Source organism: Kitasatospora sp. NPDC004272 (assembly GCF_053603035.1).
On record NZ_JBSGET010000162.1, the window covers coordinates 1 to 17,781 of the forward strand.

The following is a 17,781-nucleotide window of genomic DNA, read 5'->3' on the forward strand; positions in this document are numbered from 1 at the left end:
CTCCGGGCCGCCGGCCCGTCCGGGCGTCAGGCGGCCCGGAGCACCGTGCTCCGGGCCGCCGGCCCGTCCGCGTGCGGGGCCGGATCAGCCCTGGTAGCCCGCGAAGAGCTTCGAGAACTGGTACGGCGTCTGCGGGACGTTGGTGCACTTGGGCAGCGAGCCGGTGCAGGCGTTGGCGTCCCGGGTCATCTCCCAGAAGGCCAGCTCGCCGAGGTGGTTCTGCTGGGCGAAGGAGATCAGCTGCTGCGCGTCGGTGAGGCCGAACACCTCGGAGGTGGTGTCGTTCTGGCCGAGCATCGGGGTGACGCCGACCATGGCGTACGCCTGGGCGTCCGTCAGGTTGGTCCACACGGAGCGGATCTGCGCCTGGGTGGACTGCGCGGACTGGATCGCGTAAGCGCCCATCTTGCCCGCCGGGCTCGGGGCGGCCCAGTCGCCGAAGTCCATCGCCATCACGTTGACCAGGTCCACGGACAGGCCGGCGTTCTTGGCGGACTGCAGGATGTAGACGCCGTCCGCGGTGAGGCCGCTGGGCAGCACCGGCAGGGTCAGGCTGACCTTCAGGTCGCGGCCCTTGGCCCGCTGCGCGGCCTGGACCTGGGCGAGCGCGGCCGAGCGCCGGTCGACCGAGGCGTGGTCGGTGACGGCGGTGCCCTCGATGTCGAAGTCGACCCGGTCGAGCGCGTAGACGTCCACGACCTTCTGGTACTGCGCGGCCAGCGCGGCCACCGTGGTGCAGGACTGGGCCAGTTCGGTGCCGTTGGCGCCGCCGAAGGACGGGCGGACGTCGCCGCCGGCGTCCCGGATCGCGTCCATGTCGGCCTTGTTCCAGCCGGTGGCCGGGTCGTAGGCGCCGAACCAGCTGGCGGTGCACGGCTGGCTGCCGTTGATGATGAACGCCAGCGAGAACTCCTTGATGCCGCTGGCAGCGGAGAGCGCGGGCAGGCTGGGGGTCGGGTAGGCGCCGAGGTCCACGTAGGGGGCGGCGGTCCCGGCGCTGGTGCCGGTGCCCGCGGTGGCGGTGACGGCCGCGGACTTCGCCGACTCGTTGCCCGCCGCGTCGAAGGCGCTGACGGTGAAGGTGTGGCTGCTGCCCTGGAGCAGGCCGCGGACGGTGGCCGAGGTGCCGGTCACGGTGGCGACCGCGGTGCTGCCCTCGTACACGTGGTAGCCGGCCACCGCGGTGTTGTCGGTGGAGGCGGTCCAGCCGAGGGTGACGCTGCCCGGTCCGGTGCCCGTCGAGTGCGGGCTGCCGGGGACGGACGGCGCGACGGCGTCGGCGGGGGCGCCGGCGCACGGCTGGTTGTTGATCGTGCAGTTGAGCGGGGCGGCCTGCACGGCGCCGGTGGTGACGCCGAAGCCGATCGCGGGGGCGGCGGCGCCGGGGGCCAGCGGGGCGGCCCAGCCGGGGGAGGTCACCGTGTAGTGGGTGCCGGTGGAGGTGCTGGTCGAGGTCAGCGTGCCGTTCCACAGGCTGGAGACGCTCTCGCCGGTCGGCAGGTCGAAGGAGAGCGACCAGCTGTTGACGGTGGTGTTGGTGTGGTTGGTCACGGTGTACGTGGCCTGGAAGCCGTTCGACCAGCTCTGGGTGACCGCGTAGTCGGCGGTCAGGCCGGACACGCCGGCCGCTCCGGCGGCGGCGGCGCCCAGCGGCGCGGCGATCAGGGCCGCGGCCGCGGCGAGGGAGAGGGTGACGCGCCTCATGGGCGAGTCCTCCTTGACGGTGTGGGGGACGGGTGGGGGCCGTGCTCGGGTGCGTGGGGCGCACTCAAGATGGTCCAGACCAATCCGGGCCGTCAAGGTGAAGTCCTGCGGTTTTGCAAGAAGTTGGCGGTTCAATCAGGTGCGGTTAAGTCTCTTGAGGTGCCCGAAAGGAAGCCGGGGGGCGACGGAGGGCGCGGCCCCCGAAGCGTGGGGGAGGGGGCCGCGCCACCCGCCTGACCCGAAGTCAGGCGTCCATGGGCCGTCAGGCGGAGACGGCGGCGCCGCGCATCCGGCGGGCCAGGTGCGCGCCCGAGGCGGCGGCCGCCAGCAGGCCCGCGGCGGCCAGGCCGAGCAGCAGGTCGTCGTGGCTGGTCCGCTCGACCGTCTCGCACCACGGCCACGGCGGCCTCGGCGGCGGTGAGATCGCCGCCGTGGCCGTGGTGCGAGACGGTCGAGCGGGCGGCGCCCGCGTCGATCTGCGCCTGGGTCGGCGCGGAGGGCACGTCTGCGGCCAGCGGCAGGGTCGCGGCCGCGGCGCCGGCGGTGCCGAAGTCGAGGTCCGAGCAGCCGTAGAACGCCTCCGGGCTGTCCGAGCGCTGCCAGACCATGTAGACCAGCTGGCGGCCGGTGCGCTGGGGCAGGTTCACGTTGACGTGGTAGTACCCGTTGTCCGAGGTGCGCGCCGTGTCGTAGACCGCGACCGGAGCGGCCAGGTCCAGGTCGGACCACTTCAGCGGCTTGGTCGGGTCGTAGCCGGCCTTGGTGATGTACAGCTTCATGGTGCCCTGGTGGGGCGCGGTGACCCGGAAGTCGAAGTTCCTCGCGCCGGCGGTCGCCGCCGTGGCGGGCCAGTCGGTGCGGGCCCAGTCCAGGGCGCGGTACTTGTCGCGGTTGGCCGAGCAGAGGTGGCCGTCCGGGATGATCTGCTGGCTCTGGCCGTTGGCGCTGGCGATGTTGACCTCGTTCCAGTCGTACAGCGGCTGGGTGCCGCTGTCCGCCACGAGGTCCTTGCAGACCTGGGACTTCGGGGTCTCGGGGCCTTCCGCGTAGCAGGCCGCGATGCGGCTGGGCGGGCCGAACATGGCGCCGTGCGCACTGGCGGTGCCGACGGCGAGGGTGGTGGCGACCAGGGCGCCCGCGCCCACCGCGGAGGCGGCGAGCAGACGGCGGGACCGGGACATGGTTCTCCTCAGAAGGGATCGGGCCGTTAGTGGGGGAAAAGCGGGCACGTCTGCCCGCGGGCCACGGGGAGCGACCCCGGGACGGCGTGGTGTGGACCCGACACACCGCGAGCCGTCCGAAGGCTACGATTGGCCTATACCAATTGACAAGTGTCGGCCACTGCGGAGCAGTTGGCGAATGGCGGGATCCGGCCACCGTCAGCATCCGTCCGGTCGAACCGACCTGGCCCGGCGTCAGGGGCCGACCGGCGGACGGGCTGCGGACGTACTGCGGGTGGGTCGTGGGTGGATGCGGTGAAGTCGCAGGCGGGAGGGCCTGCGCCGGACGCGGCGACCGGTCGCCGGAGCCCGAGGGTCCGCCGTCCGGGTGGTGGACCGGATCGGGGGGACGGTCCCGGGTCGGACCCGGGGCGGAGCGGGTGCCGGGGGGCGGGATCAGCGGAATCCAAGCTGCGGATAATGCCCCGATAAGCCGTCGGTCGGGGGTGGCGGAGGCCCCGGGGAAGCCGATGGTTCGTCAGGGAACCGTTCCGGCGGGATTCCTGGGAGCCGGCTCGGAATCCGCCGGGAATTCGCCGACCGTGCGGCGCGGCGCACGGTCGGACCGGGTCGGCGGCTCCGGCGGGAGGGTGCCGCCGTCCGGGGGGACGCCGCGTGGCAGCGCGTGATGTACCGCTTTACCTGCCTAATCTCCCGCTATGTCCGTACGCCCCCTCACCCTCGCCGCCCTCTCGCTGGGCCTGGCCACCGCACCCGTGCTCGTTCCGGCCCTGCTGTCGCCGTCCGCCGTCGCCGCCGGGTCCAAGCGGGCCTCGATCGGCAACCCGGTCGACGGGAACCTCGGCTACAACGCCTTCGTCGAGCAGAACACCACCCTGGGCAGCACCGAGGCCGAAGGCCCGATCGCCACCGGCGGGAACCTCACCTTCGGCGCCGGCTACAACGTCAGCCTGCACACCCCCGGCACCTTCACCGCCCCCGGCGACGACCACCCGGCCGCGCTGGTGGTCGGCGGCCGGGTCGACTTCGCCGGCAGCTCCCCGAACGGGGTGCTCATGGTGCTCAGCAACGGCTACACCAAGATCGGCGACATGACCGGCGCCCGGGCCGTCGACCGGGACGTCAACGGCGCCCAGGTCAACACCCAGGTGGTGGCCTCCAACGCGGAGCACAACTCGGTACCGCGGATCGAGATGACACTGCACCAGCCGCTCGCCTCGGTCGGACCGGCCCCCGGCCTGATCGACTTCACCGGCGCGTTCGCGACCTTCCGCGAACGGGCCAGGGCGATGGCCGCCTGTCCGCAGAACGTCACCCTGCGCGACGAGGCCGGGAACCCGCTGCCCGACGGCCCCTACCCGCCGGGCACCAACGGCAACCTGACCCTCACCCCGGGCCGCACCAACGTGCTGCACCTGACCGGCCAGCAGATGAACGCCCTCGGCGAGATCAAATTCAACAACCAGCCCACCAAGGACACCCCGCTGGTGATCGTCACCGACACCACCGCCGAAGGCGGCGTGTTCGTCTGGGACAACCCCAACACCCCGGGCATCGGCGGCCAGCAGGCCCCCTACGTGCTGTGGGACTTCCCGGACGCCACCGACCTCACCATGGCCACCGGCGACTCCCTGGAGGGCACCATCTACGCCCCCAGCGCCCACCTCAGGGACATCAACGGCTCCAACATCGAGGGCGACGTCATCGCCCGCGCCTACGACGCCGGTCCGCTGGTCGGCGGCGACTCGGTCATCGCCGGCGAACTGCACTACTGGCCGTTCGACGCCGTCGTCGACTGCGAGAGCACCAGCCCCTCGCCCAGCCCCAGCCCCAGCGAGAGCCCCAGCGGAAGCCCCGCGCCCAGCCCCTCGCCGAGTCCCAGTCCGTCCGCCAGTCCGAGCACCAGCACCAGCCCCGCCCCCTCGCCCAGCGCCTCGCACACCCGGCCCGTCCCGACCCCCACCGGCCCGGGCGGCGAACTCCCCGCGACCGGCAGCGGCCCGGCCCTCCCGCTCACCGCCGCCACCGCCGCCGCGGCCCTCGCCACCGGCACCCTGCTGCTGCGCCGCCGCCGCAGGCACTGAGCACCCGCGCACCCGCGGAACCCCCACCCCGGCGGCCCGTCACCCCGACGACGGGCCACCGGGCCGCTCCGAGGGGCCCCGCGACGCAGGACCGGCCCCGACGACGGATCAGGACGCCTCCAACGAGACCAGCAGCCGCGCGGTGTCCAGCCCTGCCTCCAAGTACTCGACGAACAGGCCGTTGTGCAACGCCCACGGCGAACGCCGCTCCCGGACCAGGCGCACCGCCCCGGCGGTGTCCAGGCCGAGTTCCACCAGCGCCTGCACCACCACCAGACCGGAGCGGTTGTACCCGGACTGGCAGCGCACCAGCACCCGCCGACCGGCGCGTACCGCCTCAGTCACGGCCCGCGCCTCCTCCTGCACGGCGGCCAACTGCCCGGCGTCCAGCGGTCCGTCCGGCACCAGGGCGAGCCGGTGCGGAATCCCCGGAGCCGGCCCGTGGCCCCCGGCCGTGAACAGGCTGACCACCAGTTCGAACTCCGCGCCGACCACCACCGGACGCAGCTGCCCGGCCGCGTCCACCCAGCGGTGCCCACCCATCCATAGCCCGGGAGCGACCTCGTCCCACGGCGTCCTCGGATCAGGCGGTCCGTCCTTCCGACGAGTCTTCAATCGCCACCTCCCGCCCCCGTCAACGCCGTTCGCTGCGCAGGGAGTTCCCGTGCCCGTCAGCGGCAGATCCAGCCGGCGTCGGCGATCGGGAGGATGCGGCGCACGCCGGTTGGGGAGGTGACTGCGAGGTGGGTCCCCAGGTGGGAGACGCGGTCACCGGCGGCGAGGAGGACGGCGGGGGCCATGACGGCCTCGAAGTCGGGGCGGAGCAGGAAGGCGCCGAGCAGGACCGCGCGGGGCAGGGGGGTGATTCCGTCGAAGAGGAGTTCCACGTGGAGAGGGTGCCAGGGGCTGTGGTGGCGGTGCGAGGGGTTTCCCGCCGGGAGCGGGGCGGTGCGGGGGTTCGTCGGGCGTTCATGAGGGGGCCGGGTCGTGGTGGCGCCTCGTTGGGGCGGGCTCGGGAGGTTGGGCGGCGCCGTACTCCCACCCACCCGATCCGAGGGACGGAACCCGTGACCGAACCGCGCACCCCCGCCTGGCGCCGTCGACTCGCCCTGCTGCTGGCCGCCGCGGCCCTGCCCGTCGCGGGCCTGGGCGTGCTGGGCGCCGGGCCCGCCGCCGCCGCGCCCGCCGACGACGTCCGGCTCAACGAGGTGGTGACGACCGGGGCGGTGAACGACTCGATCGAGCTGTACAACAAGGGCACCGCGACGGTCGACCTGTCCGGGTGGGTCCTGCGCGACAGCACCAGCAGCAAGTACACCGTCGCCGCCGGCACCACCCTCGCCCCCGGGGCCTTCAGGGCCTTCGACGTGCACGGCAGCTTCGGCCTCGGCTCCTCCGACAGCGCCCGGCTCTACCTCGCCGACGGCAGCACCCTGGTCGACTCGTTCAGCTGGACCTCGCACTCCGCCCCGTCCTGGTCGCGCTGCCCCGACGGCACCGGCGCCTGGAGCCGGTCCGCCGCGCTGACCCTCGGCTCCGCCAACGACTGCGCAGGCTCCGGCGGTTCCGGCACCCCCACCGGTCCGGTGGCCTGGCCCGGCAGCTCCGCCGTCACCACCGCCGACGGCTCCAACGTGTTCGGCTCCGACCTGTCCGGCCTCCAGCAGGAGGGCGGCGTGCTGTGGGGCGCGCAGAACTCCGGCAAGCTGTGGCGGCTCGTCCCGAACGGCTCCGGCGGCTGGAAGCCCGACACCGCCAACGGCTGGGGCTCCGGCAAGTCGCTGCGCTTCACCGGCGGCACCGGCACCCCCGACGACGAGGGCGTCACCCTGACCGGCGCGGGCTCGGCCGGCGGCGTGTACGTCTCCAGCGAGCGCAACGCCGACTCCTCCTCCACCAGCCGGCTCTCCGTGCTGCGCTACGACGTCTCCGGCACCGGCAGCACGCTGACCGCCACCCGGGAGTGGAACCTCACCTCCGACCTGCCGTCCACCGGCTCCAACGCCGGACTCGAAGGCGTCACCTGGGTGCCCGACGGCTACCTGACCGGCGCGGGCTTCAAGGACGCCGCCACCGGCGCCGCCTACGACCCGGCCCACTACGGGGCGCACACCGGCGGCGTGTTCTTCGTCGGCGTCGAGGGCACCGGCACGGTCTACGGCTACGTCCTGCTGGAGGCCGGCGGCTTCACCAAGGTGGCCACCGTCAGCAGCGGCATGGCCGGCGTGATGGAACTGTCCTGGGAGCCGCAGACCAACCGGATGTGGGTGGTCTGCGACGACAACTGCTCCGGCTAGCTGCGCACCTTCCAGGTGAACGGCAGCGGCGCGTTCGCGCTCACCGCGGTCTACGACCGGCCCTCCGGCATGTCGAACATCAACAACGAGGGCTTCACCCTGGCCGGCGCCGACGAGTGCACGGGCGGCAGCAAGCCCGTCTACTGGTCGGACGACAGCAACACCGGCGGCCACGCCCTGCGCAAGGGCAGCATCACCTGCTGACGCCCGGGACCCGACGCCCGGCGGCCCGGTTCCCTGTGCGGGGCCGGGCCGCTCGGAGTCGGGCCGTTCGGTGCGGGGCTGTTCGGCGCGGGGCCGGAGGCGGCCGTCAGAGGTCGGCGGGCGCCTCGATGTCGGCGGCCGGGCCGTACTCGGACAGGTTCAGCGTCGAGACGGCCCGGTAGCCGTCGCCCTCGCAGGTCACCGTCAGGTGGGAGAGCCGGCCCTCGGTGTCGACCAGCAGGTCGGTGGCGCACTCCGCGATGCGGTGCTCGGCGATCCGCTGCCGGATCGTCTCCCCGAGCGCGTCGGCGATCCGTTCGACCGGCAGCGGGCCCACCAGGTGGTAGGCCGGGCCGCCGTTGCGGCCGGGCAGCTTCTCCGTGCCCCGGTAGGAGGCCGGGTCGGCCTGCAGCAGCGCCCGCACCATCGGGCGGTGGTCGGCCACCAGCAGCCCCTGGCCGTTGCGCTCGTGCTTCGTCCACTCCTCGTCGTCGACCCTGGTGTACACCGCGTCCCGCGTGGTGGTGGTGTACACCCGCACCGGGGTGTCCCCGGCGAGCATGCCCAGGCTCATCGAGCTGGTCTGGACGTCCGACACCCCGACCGTGCCCCCGCCCCGGACGTGCACGCTGTCGTCGGAGGCGTCCACCCCGAGGGTGGCCGAGTACGGCTGCGCGGGGGCCTCGATCGCGGCCCGGAGCCGGTCGATCTCCTGGGCCCGGTCGCCCGTCGGAGCGTCGTCGGACAGCGCGGCGGCCGGGGCCGGGGCGGAGGACGCGGCCCGCGGGGCGGGGGAGGAACCGGAGCAGCCCGTCAGCACGGCCGCCAGCACGGCCCCCGCCACCACGGCGGCGACCCCGCCCGCACGCGTCTTCACCGACACGACCCCACCTCCACGAAAAACCCGACAATCGAACTGCGTCGCACACGTTCTCGCAGTTCACGGGCAGAGCACAAGTCGAATCGTGGGCGAAGGCACCTGGTTGGACCCCCACCCGGTCGGGCCCCGCGGCCCGGTCAGTCGCGGAACCCCGCGTGCACGTGGTCGTGGTGGGTGGGGTCGCTGAAGAACTGGTTCGCCGTCCGCCCGCCGGACAGCTGCCGCGGCCCGCCCACGTTGTACGAACCCGCCGCCGCGGCCGCCCGCATGAAGGACTCCACCAGCGCGGCCGGGGTCGCCGGATCCACCACCGGGTGCCCCTCGATCCGCCAGGTGTCGAACGCCAGCCCGCGCGGGTGGTCGCTCTGCCGGTCCGTCCCGAACACCAGCAGCGGATGCCCCGAGCGCAGCACGCTCACCTCGAAGCCGTACGACCCCGCCAGCGTCAGCATCGCCTCCAGCGCCGCACCGTGCACCTGCCCGCTGCGCACGTCCGCCACCGCGGCCGGCGGCAGCACGATCCGCGGCTGGGCCAGTACCCGCACCGCCGGATCGCCCGGCGCGGCGGCCGCCGTACCGGGGTCGGCCGGGTGCAGCGCGGTGACGTTCCAGCGCGGCGCGGCGGCGGCCAGCCGGACGTCGACCGTGCTGCCGGTGGACACCGGTGCGCCGTCCGGCCCGGCCACCCACTGCCGGCACACCACCAGCACGCTCGCCGAGTCCGCCAGCAGGCCGCCGTACTGCGCGTACACCACCTCCAGCGCGGCCCGCGGCGCGTCCGCCAGCAGCGGGCCGCCCTGCTCGGCCAGCGCCGGATCCGCCCCGACCGCCGCCACCCGCTGCCGGGCCGCCGCCACGCCCTGCCCGCCCGGCGGCCACCCGCCGATCGCCTCCACCACCTGCACGGCCCGCAGTTTGACGTCCGGCTGCAACTCGCCCGGCCCCGGCTGCCAGGCCGCGGGCGCGGGGAACGCCGCGGACGGGCTGCCGGAACCACCGGAACTGCCTTGACTGCCTGGGCCGTTGGGGCTTCCTGAGCTGCCAGGGCCGCCAGGGCCGCCAGGGCCGCCGGGGCTGCCAGGGCTGCCAGGGCTGTTCGGGCGGCCGGAGGCGCAGGCCGTCAGGGCGGAGCCGATCCCGGCGAGCAGGACGGCGCGGCGGCCGGGCGGGGGAGGGAGGGCGCACATCCCGCCAGTGTCGGTCGCGGGCGGCGGCCCCGGCCGGCACGACCCGCCATCCGGACAGCGCGGGGGCGGGCGGGAAGGGGCGGGCGAACCGGGGGAGCGGGGCCGGGGTGGCGCGGCATCAGGTGAGCAGGTACGGCAGGAGCGCGAGGGCGCCGAGGGCGGGCCGGCACAACCTACCGTCCCGGGGCAGGCGCGAACCGGCCGGGGTGGGGGCCGGCGGGGCGTCGGCCGCGCGGGCAGCGGGCCCGGCGGGCCGTGGTGCCGGCCGGCCACGGGGAAGGCCCGGACCGTTGGAACCCAAGGAGGTGCGGTCCGGGCCTTCGGTGGGCGAGCGTCAGATCAGGCCCTGGGCGAGCATCGCGTCGGCGACCAGCTCGAAGCCGGCGATGTTCGCGCCGACCACGTAGTTGCCGGGGCTGCCGTACTTCTCCGCGGTGGTGAAGCAGGAGTCGTGGATGTGCTTCATGATCTCGCCGAGGCGGGCCTCGGTGTGCTCGAAGGTCCACGAGTCGCGGGAGGCGTTCTGCTGCATCTCCAGCGCCGAGGTGGCCACGCCGCCGGCGTTGGCGGCCTTGCCGGGCGCGAAGGCCACGCCGGCCTCCTGGAAGACCCGGACGGCCTCGGGGGTGGTGGGCATGTTGGCGCCCTCGGCGACGGCCTTGACGCCGCCCCGGACCAGGGCGACGGCGTCCGCCTCGTGCAGCTCGTTCTGGGTGGCGCAGGGCAGCGCCACGTCGCAGGCGACGTTCCACACGCCGGTGCCGGCCACGTACTTCACGTGCGAGCCGCGCGCCTCGGCGTAGTCGGAGACGCGGCCGCGGCGGGTCTCCTTGATCTCCTTGAGCAGTTCGAGGTCGATGCCCTTCTCGTCGACCACGTAGCCGGTCGAGTCGGAGCAGGTGAGCACGGTCGCGCCGAGCTGCTGGGCCTTCTCGATCGCGTAGATCGCCACGTTGCCGGAGCCGGAGACCACCACGCGCTGGCCGGACAGGCTCTCGCCGCGGGTGCGCAGCATCTCCTCGGTGAACATCACGCAGCCGTAGCCGGTGGCCTCGGTGCGGGCCTGCGCGCCGCCCCAGCCCAGGCCCTTGCCGGTGAGCACGCCGGACTCGTAGCGGTTGGTGATCCGCTTGTACTGGCCGAACAGGTAGCCGATCTCGCGGCCGCCGACGCCGATGTCACCGGCCGGGACGTCGGTGTACTCGCCGAGGTGGCGGTGCAGCTCGGTCATGAAGGACTGGCAGAAGCGCATGATCTCGGCGTCCGAGCGGCCCTTGGGGTCGAAGTCGGAGCCGCCCTTGCCGCCGCCGATCGGCATGCCGGTGAGGGCGTTCTTGAAGATCTGCTCGAAGCCGAGGAACTTGACGATGCCCAGGTTGACCGAGGGGTGGAAGCGCAGGCCGCCCTTGTACGGGCCGAGGGCGCTGGAGAACTCCACCCGGAAGCCGCGGTTGACGTGGATGCCGCCCTTGTCGTCGGACCACGGCACCCGGAAGATCAGCTGGCGCTCGGGCTCGCAGACCCGTTCGATGATCCGGGCGTCGACGAGTTCGGGGCGCTGCCGCAGCACCGGGCCGAGGGTCTCAAGGACCTCGCGGACCGCCTGGTGGAACTCGTTCTCGCCCTGGTTGCGGCGCAGCACTTCCTGGTACAGCGGCTCGATCAGGCGGGCGCCGGCGTCGGTGGACGCGGCAGAGCTGGGGGTGGCCGGCATTCAGGCACAACCTTCCGTGATCGGATGGTGCACGAGGGCGCTCCCGTCCCGGGAGGGCCCTTGGTCCTCCTCGCCGTTGAGGACCGCCGGCGGCGCGCCTGACACGCGCCGGTCGACGGGGTGGGACCGTTGGTCTGCACCATTGTCACAGGGCTGACCTGCGTGCATCGACAGTATGTCCACGATGTGAACGCCTGAATGGGTTATTTCGGTCACCCGAAAGGTAAAGATTCGTTCATCAGCACCCCATGGGCCGGGCTCCCGTGCGCAAACTCGGCGAATGGTGTGAGTTCGCTGTGAGTTCCGGGCGTGTCTGGGAATTCCCCGCCCGGTGGTCCTCCCGATGGTCCTCCCGGTGGTCCTCCCGGCGGCCGGCCCGCCGCCGGGAGGGGTCGGCGTCAGCGGCGCGGCTGGATCCACCAGGCGGTGGTGGCCGGCGGCAGCACCCCGGCCGGGCACGGGCCGGAGGACAGCAGCGGCTGCCCGGTGACCGGCGCCGGAGCGGGGACGGTGCCGAAGTTGATCGCCACCAGCAGGCCGTCGCCCCGGACGAAGGCCAGCACGTTCGGCGGCGTCTCCAGCCAGCGCAGCGTCCCCTCGCCCAGCTGCGGCAGCAGCCGGCGCAGGTGCAGCGCCTCCCGGTACAGGTGGTACGCCGAGGTGTGGTCGGCCAGCGCCCGCTCGGCGGTGTACCGGGCGAACGAGGCCGGCTGCGGCAGCCAGGTCGGCGCCGAGCCCTCCGGCCCGAACCCGTACGGGGCCTCGGCCCCGGCCCACGGCAGCGGGACGCGGCAGCCGTCCCGGATGCCCTTGCGGCTGCCGGTGCGGTGGAAGATCGGGTCGGTGATCACCTCGTCCGGCAGGTCGTCGACCTCCGGCAGGCCCAGCTCCTCGCCCTGGTACAGGTAGGCCGCGCCCGGCAGCGACAGCATCAGCAGCGCCGCCGCCCGGGCCCGCTCGGGGCTGCCGAAGCGGGTGGTGGTGCGGACCTGGTCGTGGTTGTTCAGCACCCAGGTCACGGTCGAGCCGGTCGCGGTGATGTCCCGCACCGCGGCGTCGATCACCTGGTGGAAGTGCTCGGCGTCCCACGGCGCGTGCAGCAGGTGGAAGAAGAACGCCTGGTGCAGCTCGTCCCCGCGCACGTACTTGGCCTGCTCGGCCGGGGTCGGCACGGACGCCTCGCCGACCAGCAGCCGCTGCCGGCCGTCCAGTGCGGTGTACTCCTCGCAGATCGCCCGCCAGGAGCGCCACACCTCGTGCACCTCCGGCTGGTTCCAGGCCAGCGGGTTGACCGAGTCGCGGGTGCGCTCGTCCGCCTCCGGGTCCGGGGAGTCCGGCAGCTCCGGGTGCTTGAACAGGCCCGCCGCCACGTCGATCCGGAAGCCGTCCACGCCCCGGTCCAGCCAGAACCGCAGCACCTTCTCGAACTCGACCGGGACCTCCGGGTTGCGCCAGTTCAGGTCCGGCTGCTCCGGGGTGAACATGTGCAGGTACCACTGGCCCGGGGTGCCGTCCGGCTCGGTGATCCGGGACCACGCGGGGCCGCCGAACATCGCCCGCCAGTTGTTCGGCGGCAGCTCGCCGCCGGCGCCCCGGCCGTCCGCGAAGTGGAACCGGGCCCGGGAGGCCGAGCCGGGGGCGGCGGCCAGCGCCTCCAGGAACCACGGGTGCTCGGCGGAGCAGTGGTTGGGCACGGTGTCCAGCACCAGGCGCAGGCCCAGCTTCCGGCAGTCCTCGACCAGCAGGTCGAAGTCCTCCAGGGTGCCGAACATCGGATCCACGCCCTTGTAGTCGGCCACGTCGTAGCCGTGGTCGTGCTGCGGCGACGGGTAGAACGGGTTCAGCCAGACCCCGTCCACGCCCAGCCGCTTCAGGTACGGCAGCCGGGCCCGCACGCCCGGGAGGTCGCCGATGCCGTCGCCGTCGGAGTCCTGGAAGCTGCGCACGTACACCTGGTAGATGACCGCGTCGCGCCACCAGAGCACGTCGGGGGCGAGCGGGGCCGGCCGTTCCTCCGGCAGGACGCCGTCGGCGGTGAGGACGGCGGAGGCTTCCAGGGCTCCGAGGAGCTCGCTGGGGCGCGGCGGGTCGGCCGGGACGACGGACGTGATCATGCGTCACCTTCACGGGAGCGCGCGAGGGAGGTCGCGCTGACAGGCACGGGCCCCGCCTGACCTACCGTCAGTTCCTCGGGGATACCTAGATGTTAGGTATAGGCCAAAGAGCATGTCCAGGAGACGGGAGGTGAAGATGTCACCTCCTGAGTCGAAGAGTGCCACCAGTCGGGGCGAATCAGGGCGAATAAGGGGGCGCACAACGGGGTAGGGCAAAGCCAAGGAGAGCCGCCCGGCGTACGACCGACGAAGTTCGGCCGCACGGCGCACTCCCCCCGCCCATTTCGAAGGGAGCACCCGAGTGCGGCTTCCGCTCCTCGCGCTGCTTGCCACCGGACCCGCGCACGGCTACCAGCTCCGGCGCGCCCTGGAGTCCACGTTCGGCCCGGCCTACGCGCGCACCAACGACGGCCAGGTGTACGTCACGCTCGGCCGGCTGGAGAAGTCCGGCCTGATCGAGGGCCAGGACGTCGCCCAGGACGGCCGCCCCGACAAGCGCGTCTTCGTCCTCACCGACGACGGCCGGCGCACCCTCGCGGACTGGTTCGCCCGCCCCGCCGACGGCGGCAAGGTCCGCGAGGAGTTCTTCCTCAAGCTCGTCCTCGCCCCGCGCACCCGCCTCGCCGACCCGCGCACCCTGATCGACCTCCAGCGCTCCCACTGCCTCGCCGCCATCCGCGGCCTGCACGCCACCGCCGACCAGGCCCCCGACCACGGCGTCTCCCGCCTCCTGATCGAGGGCGAGGTCCTCCACCTGCAGGCCGAACTCGACTGGCTGGAGCGCTGCCAGCAGGAGTTCACCTGACCGGCGCGCGGGCCGCTCAGCGCAGGCCGGAGCGCATCCCGATCAGGAGCCAGTCGAGGGCGCGGTGGAAGTCGCGTTCGCGCAGGACGTGGTCGGGTTCGGCGGGGCGTTCGACCAGGACGCCGGAGTCGGCGACGCCGGGGAGGTCGCGGACGGCCTCGGTGATCTCCTCGATCAGGTCGTCGGTGGTGCTGTTAGCCTCGGCGGCCTTCTCGGACCAGTTGACCTCGGTGGCGGTGAAGCCGTAGGTGTACTGGAAGATCGCCGAGAGAGCCGCCATCGAGTCGGCCTCGGAGAGCGGGGAGGCGCGGGCGATCTCCAGGGCCCGGGCGGAGTAGCGGACCGAGTTCGGGCCGATGTTCAGGTAGTCGGCGTAGATCCGGATCGCCCAGGGGTGCGCCAGCATGGCGGCGCGCCAGGTCACGGCCAGGGCGCGCAGGCCGGACTGCCAGTCGGTGCCGTCGCCCGCCTCCGGCAGGGACATCTCGCCGGCCACCACGTCCAGGGCCAGCTCCAGCAGGTCGTCCTTGTCGGCGACGTACCAGTAGAGCGACATCGGCGTGACGTCCAGCCGGGCGGCCAGCGCGCGCATCGAGAACTTCGACTCGCCCTGCTCGTCCAGCAGCCGGACGGCCGCGGCGACGATCACCTCGCGGTCCAGGCTGCCCGGCCCGCCCGTGCCCGCCCGCGGGGAGCGGCGGCCGCGGACCGGACCGGGCGTGAGCCAGACGCTCTTCTTGACCTGCGAGGCTCGCTTGGTGGCCACGCTGCTCCTTCGCTTCGACGGGTGCCACCACCGTACGGCCCGGGCGGAGCGGCGGGCCGGGAAGGGCGGTCAGCGGGCCGCGGGGACGGGCTCCGGGGCGTCGCTGCCGGAAGGAGCGCCGGCCGGGCGGTCGGCGCGGCGCAGCAGGGCGGCGGAGACCAGGCCGCCGAGCAGGACGGCCGCGGCGCCGATCAGCTGACTGGACGACAGGCCGTGGGCGAAGGCGTCGTGCACCGCGGCGCGCGCGGTGTCGTCGGGGGCGGCGGTCAGCGCCTCCGGCAGCGACTTCGCGGCCGACGCCGGGACGCTCCCGGGCAGGCCCGCCGCGAAGCGGGAGCCGAGGACCGCACCGAGCACCGCCACGCCCAGGCCGCCGCCGAACTCGGTGACGGTGCCCTGCACGCCCGCGCCGGCCCCGGCCCGCTCCGGCGGGATGGCGCCCATCACGGCCGCCGCCATCGCCGGGTTGGCGATCGCGATGCCGCAACCCATCAGCAGCAGGCCCGCCAGCAGCCCCGGGTACCCGTGGCCCGAGCCCAGCGCGGCGACCAGCGCCAGCCCGCCCGCCAGCAGCCCCATGCCGCTCGCGACGGCCCCCGCGAAGCCGATCCTCGGCAGCAGCCGGGCGCCGACCCCCGACAGGTTCAGCAGCACGATCACCAGGGCCAGCGGCGACATCCGCAGGCCGGCCTCCAGCGGCTGGTAGCCGAGCACCAGTTGGAGGTACTGGGTGAGCAGGAACAGCGACCCGGCCATGCCGAAGGCGACCAGGACGCCGCCCGCCACCGCGCCGTTGAAGCGGCGGTCCCGGAAGAAACCCAGGTCCAGCATCGGGGCGGGGGTACGGGCCTCCCAGCCGACGAAGCCCGCCAGCGCCGCCAGGCCGACCGCGCCCGCCAGCAGCACCGGGCCGGAGCCCCAGCCGTGCACCGGCCCGGAGATGATCGCGTACACCAGGCCGACCATGCCGACGGTGGACAGCAGCGCGCCCGGGACGTCCGGCCGGCGGCCCGAGGGGTCCTTGCTCTCCGGGAGCAGGCGGGCGACCGCGACCAGGCCGACCAGCGCCACCGGGACGTTGATCAGGAAGATCGAGCCCCACCAGAAGTGCGCCAGCAGCACGCCGCCGAGCAGCGGGCCGCCCGCGAAGCCGAGCGAGCTGACGGCGCCCCAGATGCCGATCGCCTTCGGCACCTCGGGGCCGTGGAAGACCTGCACCACCACCGCCAGCGTGGTGGTCATCAGCAGCGCGCCGCCGATGCCCATCCCGGCCCGGGCGGCGATCAGCTGGCCGGAGGACTGGGCCAGCGCCGCCGCCGCGGACCCGGCGCCGAACAGCGCCAGGCCGATCAGCAGCGCGCGCTTGCGCCCGTACCGGTCGGACAGGCTGCCGGCGGTCAGCAGCAGGCCGGACTGGACCAGGGCGTACGCGTTGATCATCCACTGGATGTCGGCGGTGCCCGCGCCCAGGTCCTCGGTCAGCGAGGGGATGGCCACGTTGAGCACGGTGTTGTCGAGCAGCACCACCAGGGTGGCCAGGCAGACCACCGCCAGGATGACCCACCGCCGCGGGTCCGGTGCGGGGGGCGTGCGGACGGAGTCTGGGGACAAGGGGGGCTCCCGGGGCGGGGGGAAGGGCGGGGCGGAACGGCCGGGCGGCCGTTCGTTGTACACCGTAGAGGAGTTCTTCTACGGTGTACAACGCCTTTTCCGGGGCGAGGGAGGGGGCGGATCAGACGGTCATCCCGCCGTCGACCGCGAGGCTGGCGCCGGTGATGCCCGCGCCCGCCGGGGAGGCCAGCAGCAGCACCGCCGCGGCGACCTCGTCCGGGCGGGTCAGCCGGCCGGTGGCGGTGCGGCCGGTGAAGTGCCGCACCAGGCCGGGGTAGTCGGTGCCGAACGCCGCCGCGGCCTGCGGACCCCGCTCGGTGAACCAGTCGGTCTCCACCGCGCCCGGGCACACGCAGTTGGCGGTGACCCCGTACGCCCCGACCTCCTTGGCCAGCACCCGGGTGAAGCCGATCAGCGCGTGCTTGGCGGCCGCGTACGCGCACAGCCCCGGGTCCGGGTCGCGGCCCTCGACCGAGGCGATGTTGACGATCCGGCCGGAGCGCTGCGGCAGCAGGTGGGCCAGCGCGCGGCGGGTGGTGTGCAGGGCGGAGTCCAGGTTGAGGGCGAACGCCTCCCGCCAGGCCGCGTCGGTGATCTCGGTGACGGCGGCGAACCCGGTGGCGCCGCCCACGTTGTTCACCACCACGTCCAGGTGCCCGTAGCGCTCGACCGTCCCGTCCACCGCGCGCTCGGCGTCCGCCCGGACGGTGGCGTCGGCGGCCAGGAAGGTGACGTCCGCGCCGCCGTCCAGCCGGGCGAGGGCGGCGCGGCCGGTGGGCTCGGTGCGGCCGGTGACCACCAGCCGGGCGCCGTGGGCGTGCAGGGCGTGGGCGATGGCCAGGCCGATGCCGCGGGTGCCGCCGGTGACCAGGGCGACGGTTCCGGTGAGGTCCATGGGTGCTGCTCCCGTCGTGGGCTCAGTGCTGCCCGGGCCGGCGTCGTGGGCTCAGTGGTGCCCGGGCCGGTGGTGCAGGGCGAGGGTGGCGGTGTGCGGGCGCCCGGGCAGCCGGACCGGTAGCAGGTGCCAGCCGAGCGGCGCCCGGTCCCGCCCCAGCCGGACCAGGGCGGGCCGGGGCCGCAGGACCAGCTCCACGTCGACCAGGGCGCGCAGCAGCGGCCAGCCGAGGGCCTTGGCGACGCGCCCTGCTGCCCGCCGGGCCGGACTTCGGGCTGACCAACCGGTTCGGCGGCGTGAGTCTGATACCCGCCGCCGAACGCGGCCACGTGCCCTACG

At 74.0% G+C, this 17,781-nt stretch carries 14 protein-coding genes and 2 pseudogenes; 4 read left to right on the forward strand and 12 right to left on the reverse strand.

Annotation, left to right across the window (positions count from 1 at the left end):
• Positions 1-84: 84 nt before the first annotated feature.
• A complete protein-coding gene (locus ACWEO5_RS33455; protein WP_452165893.1) occupies positions 85-1,704 on the reverse strand; it encodes a cellulose binding domain-containing protein in 1,620 nt (539 codons plus the stop codon).
• Between the two features lie 131 nt (positions 1,705-1,835).
• On the reverse strand, positions 1,836-2,885 hold the full coding sequence (locus tag ACWEO5_RS33460; RefSeq protein WP_452165894.1) for a lytic polysaccharide monooxygenase auxiliary activity family 9 protein: 1,050 nt from the start codon (positions 2,883-2,885) through the stop codon (positions 1,836-1,838).
• A 698-nt stretch (positions 2,886-3,583) separates the two neighbouring features.
• Here ACWEO5_RS33460 and ACWEO5_RS33465 point away from each other — a divergent pair.
• Positions 3,584-4,969, forward strand: coding sequence for a collagen-binding domain-containing protein (locus tag ACWEO5_RS33465; RefSeq protein ID WP_452165895.1), 1,386 nt, complete (start codon positions 3,584-3,586; stop codon positions 4,967-4,969).
• Between the two features lie 108 nt (positions 4,970-5,077).
• On the opposite strand, the gene ACWEO5_RS33470 is transcribed toward ACWEO5_RS33465, so the two are convergent.
• On the reverse strand, positions 5,078-5,584 hold the full coding sequence (locus tag ACWEO5_RS33470; protein ID WP_452165896.1) for a protein-tyrosine phosphatase family protein: 507 nt from the start codon (positions 5,582-5,584) through the stop codon (positions 5,078-5,080).
• Between the two features lie 56 nt (positions 5,585-5,640).
• Positions 5,641-5,856 (reverse strand): hypothetical protein, encoded by a 216-nt coding sequence (locus ACWEO5_RS33475; protein WP_452165897.1) that lies wholly within the window; start codon positions 5,854-5,856, stop codon positions 5,641-5,643.
• Between the two features lie 222 nt (positions 5,857-6,078).
• On the opposite strand from ACWEO5_RS33475, the pseudogene ACWEO5_RS33480 reads away from it, so the two are divergent.
• Positions 6,079-7,470: pseudogene (locus ACWEO5_RS33480) on the forward strand (lamin tail domain-containing protein).
• Between the two features lie 106 nt (positions 7,471-7,576).
• Here ACWEO5_RS33480 and ACWEO5_RS33485 read toward each other — a convergent pair.
• The 4 genes from ACWEO5_RS33485 to ACWEO5_RS33500 all read right to left on the reverse strand — a co-directional run bounded on the left by ACWEO5_RS33485 (position 7,577) and on the right by ACWEO5_RS33500 (position 13,365).
• Positions 7,577-8,347, reverse strand: coding sequence for a hypothetical protein (locus ACWEO5_RS33485; RefSeq protein ID WP_452165898.1), 771 nt, complete (start codon positions 8,345-8,347; stop codon positions 7,577-7,579).
• 140 nt (positions 8,348-8,487) lie between these two features.
• Positions 8,488-9,255 carry a hypothetical protein gene (locus ACWEO5_RS33490; protein WP_452165899.1) on the reverse strand — a complete coding sequence of 256 codons (768 nt, stop codon included), beginning with the start codon at positions 9,253-9,255 and terminating at the stop codon, positions 8,488-8,490.
• A gap of 616 nt (positions 9,256-9,871) precedes the next feature.
• Positions 9,872-11,251: an NADP-specific glutamate dehydrogenase gene (gene gdhA, locus ACWEO5_RS33495; protein ID WP_344556768.1), complete on the reverse strand. Its 1,380-nt coding sequence runs from the start codon at positions 11,249-11,251 to the stop codon at positions 9,872-9,874.
• Positions 11,252-11,649: 398 nt separating this feature from the next.
• Positions 11,650-13,365, reverse strand: coding sequence for a glycoside hydrolase family 13 protein (locus ACWEO5_RS33500; RefSeq protein WP_344556769.1), 1,716 nt, complete (start codon positions 13,363-13,365; stop codon positions 11,650-11,652).
• A 301-nt stretch (positions 13,366-13,666) separates the two neighbouring features.
• Here ACWEO5_RS33500 and ACWEO5_RS33505 point away from each other — a divergent pair, with 301 nt between their 5' ends.
• On the forward strand, positions 13,667-14,170 hold the full coding sequence (locus ACWEO5_RS33505) for a PadR family transcriptional regulator (RefSeq protein ID WP_452165900.1): 504 nt from the start codon (positions 13,667-13,669) through the stop codon (positions 14,168-14,170).
• Between the two features lie 16 nt (positions 14,171-14,186).
• On the opposite strand, the gene ACWEO5_RS33510 is transcribed toward ACWEO5_RS33505, so the two are convergent.
• The 4 genes from ACWEO5_RS33510 to ACWEO5_RS33525 all read right to left on the reverse strand — a co-directional run bounded on the left by ACWEO5_RS33510 (position 14,187) and on the right by ACWEO5_RS33525 (position 17,640).
• Positions 14,187-14,936 carry a TetR/AcrR family transcriptional regulator gene (locus tag ACWEO5_RS33510; RefSeq protein ID WP_452165901.1) on the reverse strand — a complete coding sequence of 250 codons (750 nt, stop codon included), beginning with the start codon at positions 14,934-14,936 and terminating at the stop codon, positions 14,187-14,189.
• A gap of 69 nt (positions 14,937-15,005) precedes the next feature.
• Entirely contained in the window at positions 15,006-16,547 is a 1,542-nt protein-coding gene (locus ACWEO5_RS33515; RefSeq protein ID WP_452165902.1) for an MFS transporter, read from the reverse strand.
• Between the two features lie 121 nt (positions 16,548-16,668).
• The gene (locus ACWEO5_RS33520; protein WP_452165903.1) at positions 16,669-17,442 is read right to left on the reverse strand and encodes an SDR family NAD(P)-dependent oxidoreductase; all 774 of its coding nucleotides are present in this window, start codon (positions 17,440-17,442) and stop codon (positions 16,669-16,671) included.
• A 51-nt stretch (positions 17,443-17,493) separates the two neighbouring features.
• A complete protein-coding gene (locus ACWEO5_RS33525) occupies positions 17,494-17,640 on the reverse strand; it encodes a hypothetical protein (RefSeq protein ID WP_452165904.1) in 147 nt (48 codons plus the stop codon).
• Between the two features lie 44 nt (positions 17,641-17,684).
• Between ACWEO5_RS33525 and ACWEO5_RS33530 the strand changes: the two are divergent.
• Positions 17,685-17,781: pseudogene (locus ACWEO5_RS33530) on the forward strand (ankyrin repeat domain-containing protein); the annotation flags it as partial.

Excerpts from the sequence above, each read along its gene's own strand:
- ACWEO5_RS33455 (WP_452165893.1), bottom strand. The coding sequence starts at position 1,704 with ATGAGGCGCGTCACCCTCTCCCTCGCCGCGGCCGCGGCCCTGATCGCC.
- ACWEO5_RS33460 (WP_452165894.1), bottom strand. The coding sequence starts at position 2,885 with ATGTCCCGGTCCCGCCGTCTGCTCGCCGCCTCCGCGGTGGGCGCGGGC.
- ACWEO5_RS33465 (WP_452165895.1), top strand. The coding sequence starts at position 3,584 with ATGTCCGTACGCCCCCTCACCCTCGCCGCCCTCTCGCTGGGCCTGGCC.
- gdhA (WP_344556768.1), bottom strand. The coding sequence starts at position 11,251 with ATGCCGGCCACCCCCAGCTCTGCCGCGTCCACCGACGCCGGCGCCCGC.
- ACWEO5_RS33500 (WP_344556769.1), bottom strand. The coding sequence starts at position 13,365 with ATGATCACGTCCGTCGTCCCGGCCGACCCGCCGCGCCCCAGCGAGCTC.
- ACWEO5_RS33520 (WP_452165903.1), bottom strand. The coding sequence starts at position 17,442 with ATGGACCTCACCGGAACCGTCGCCCTGGTCACCGGCGGCACCCGCGGC.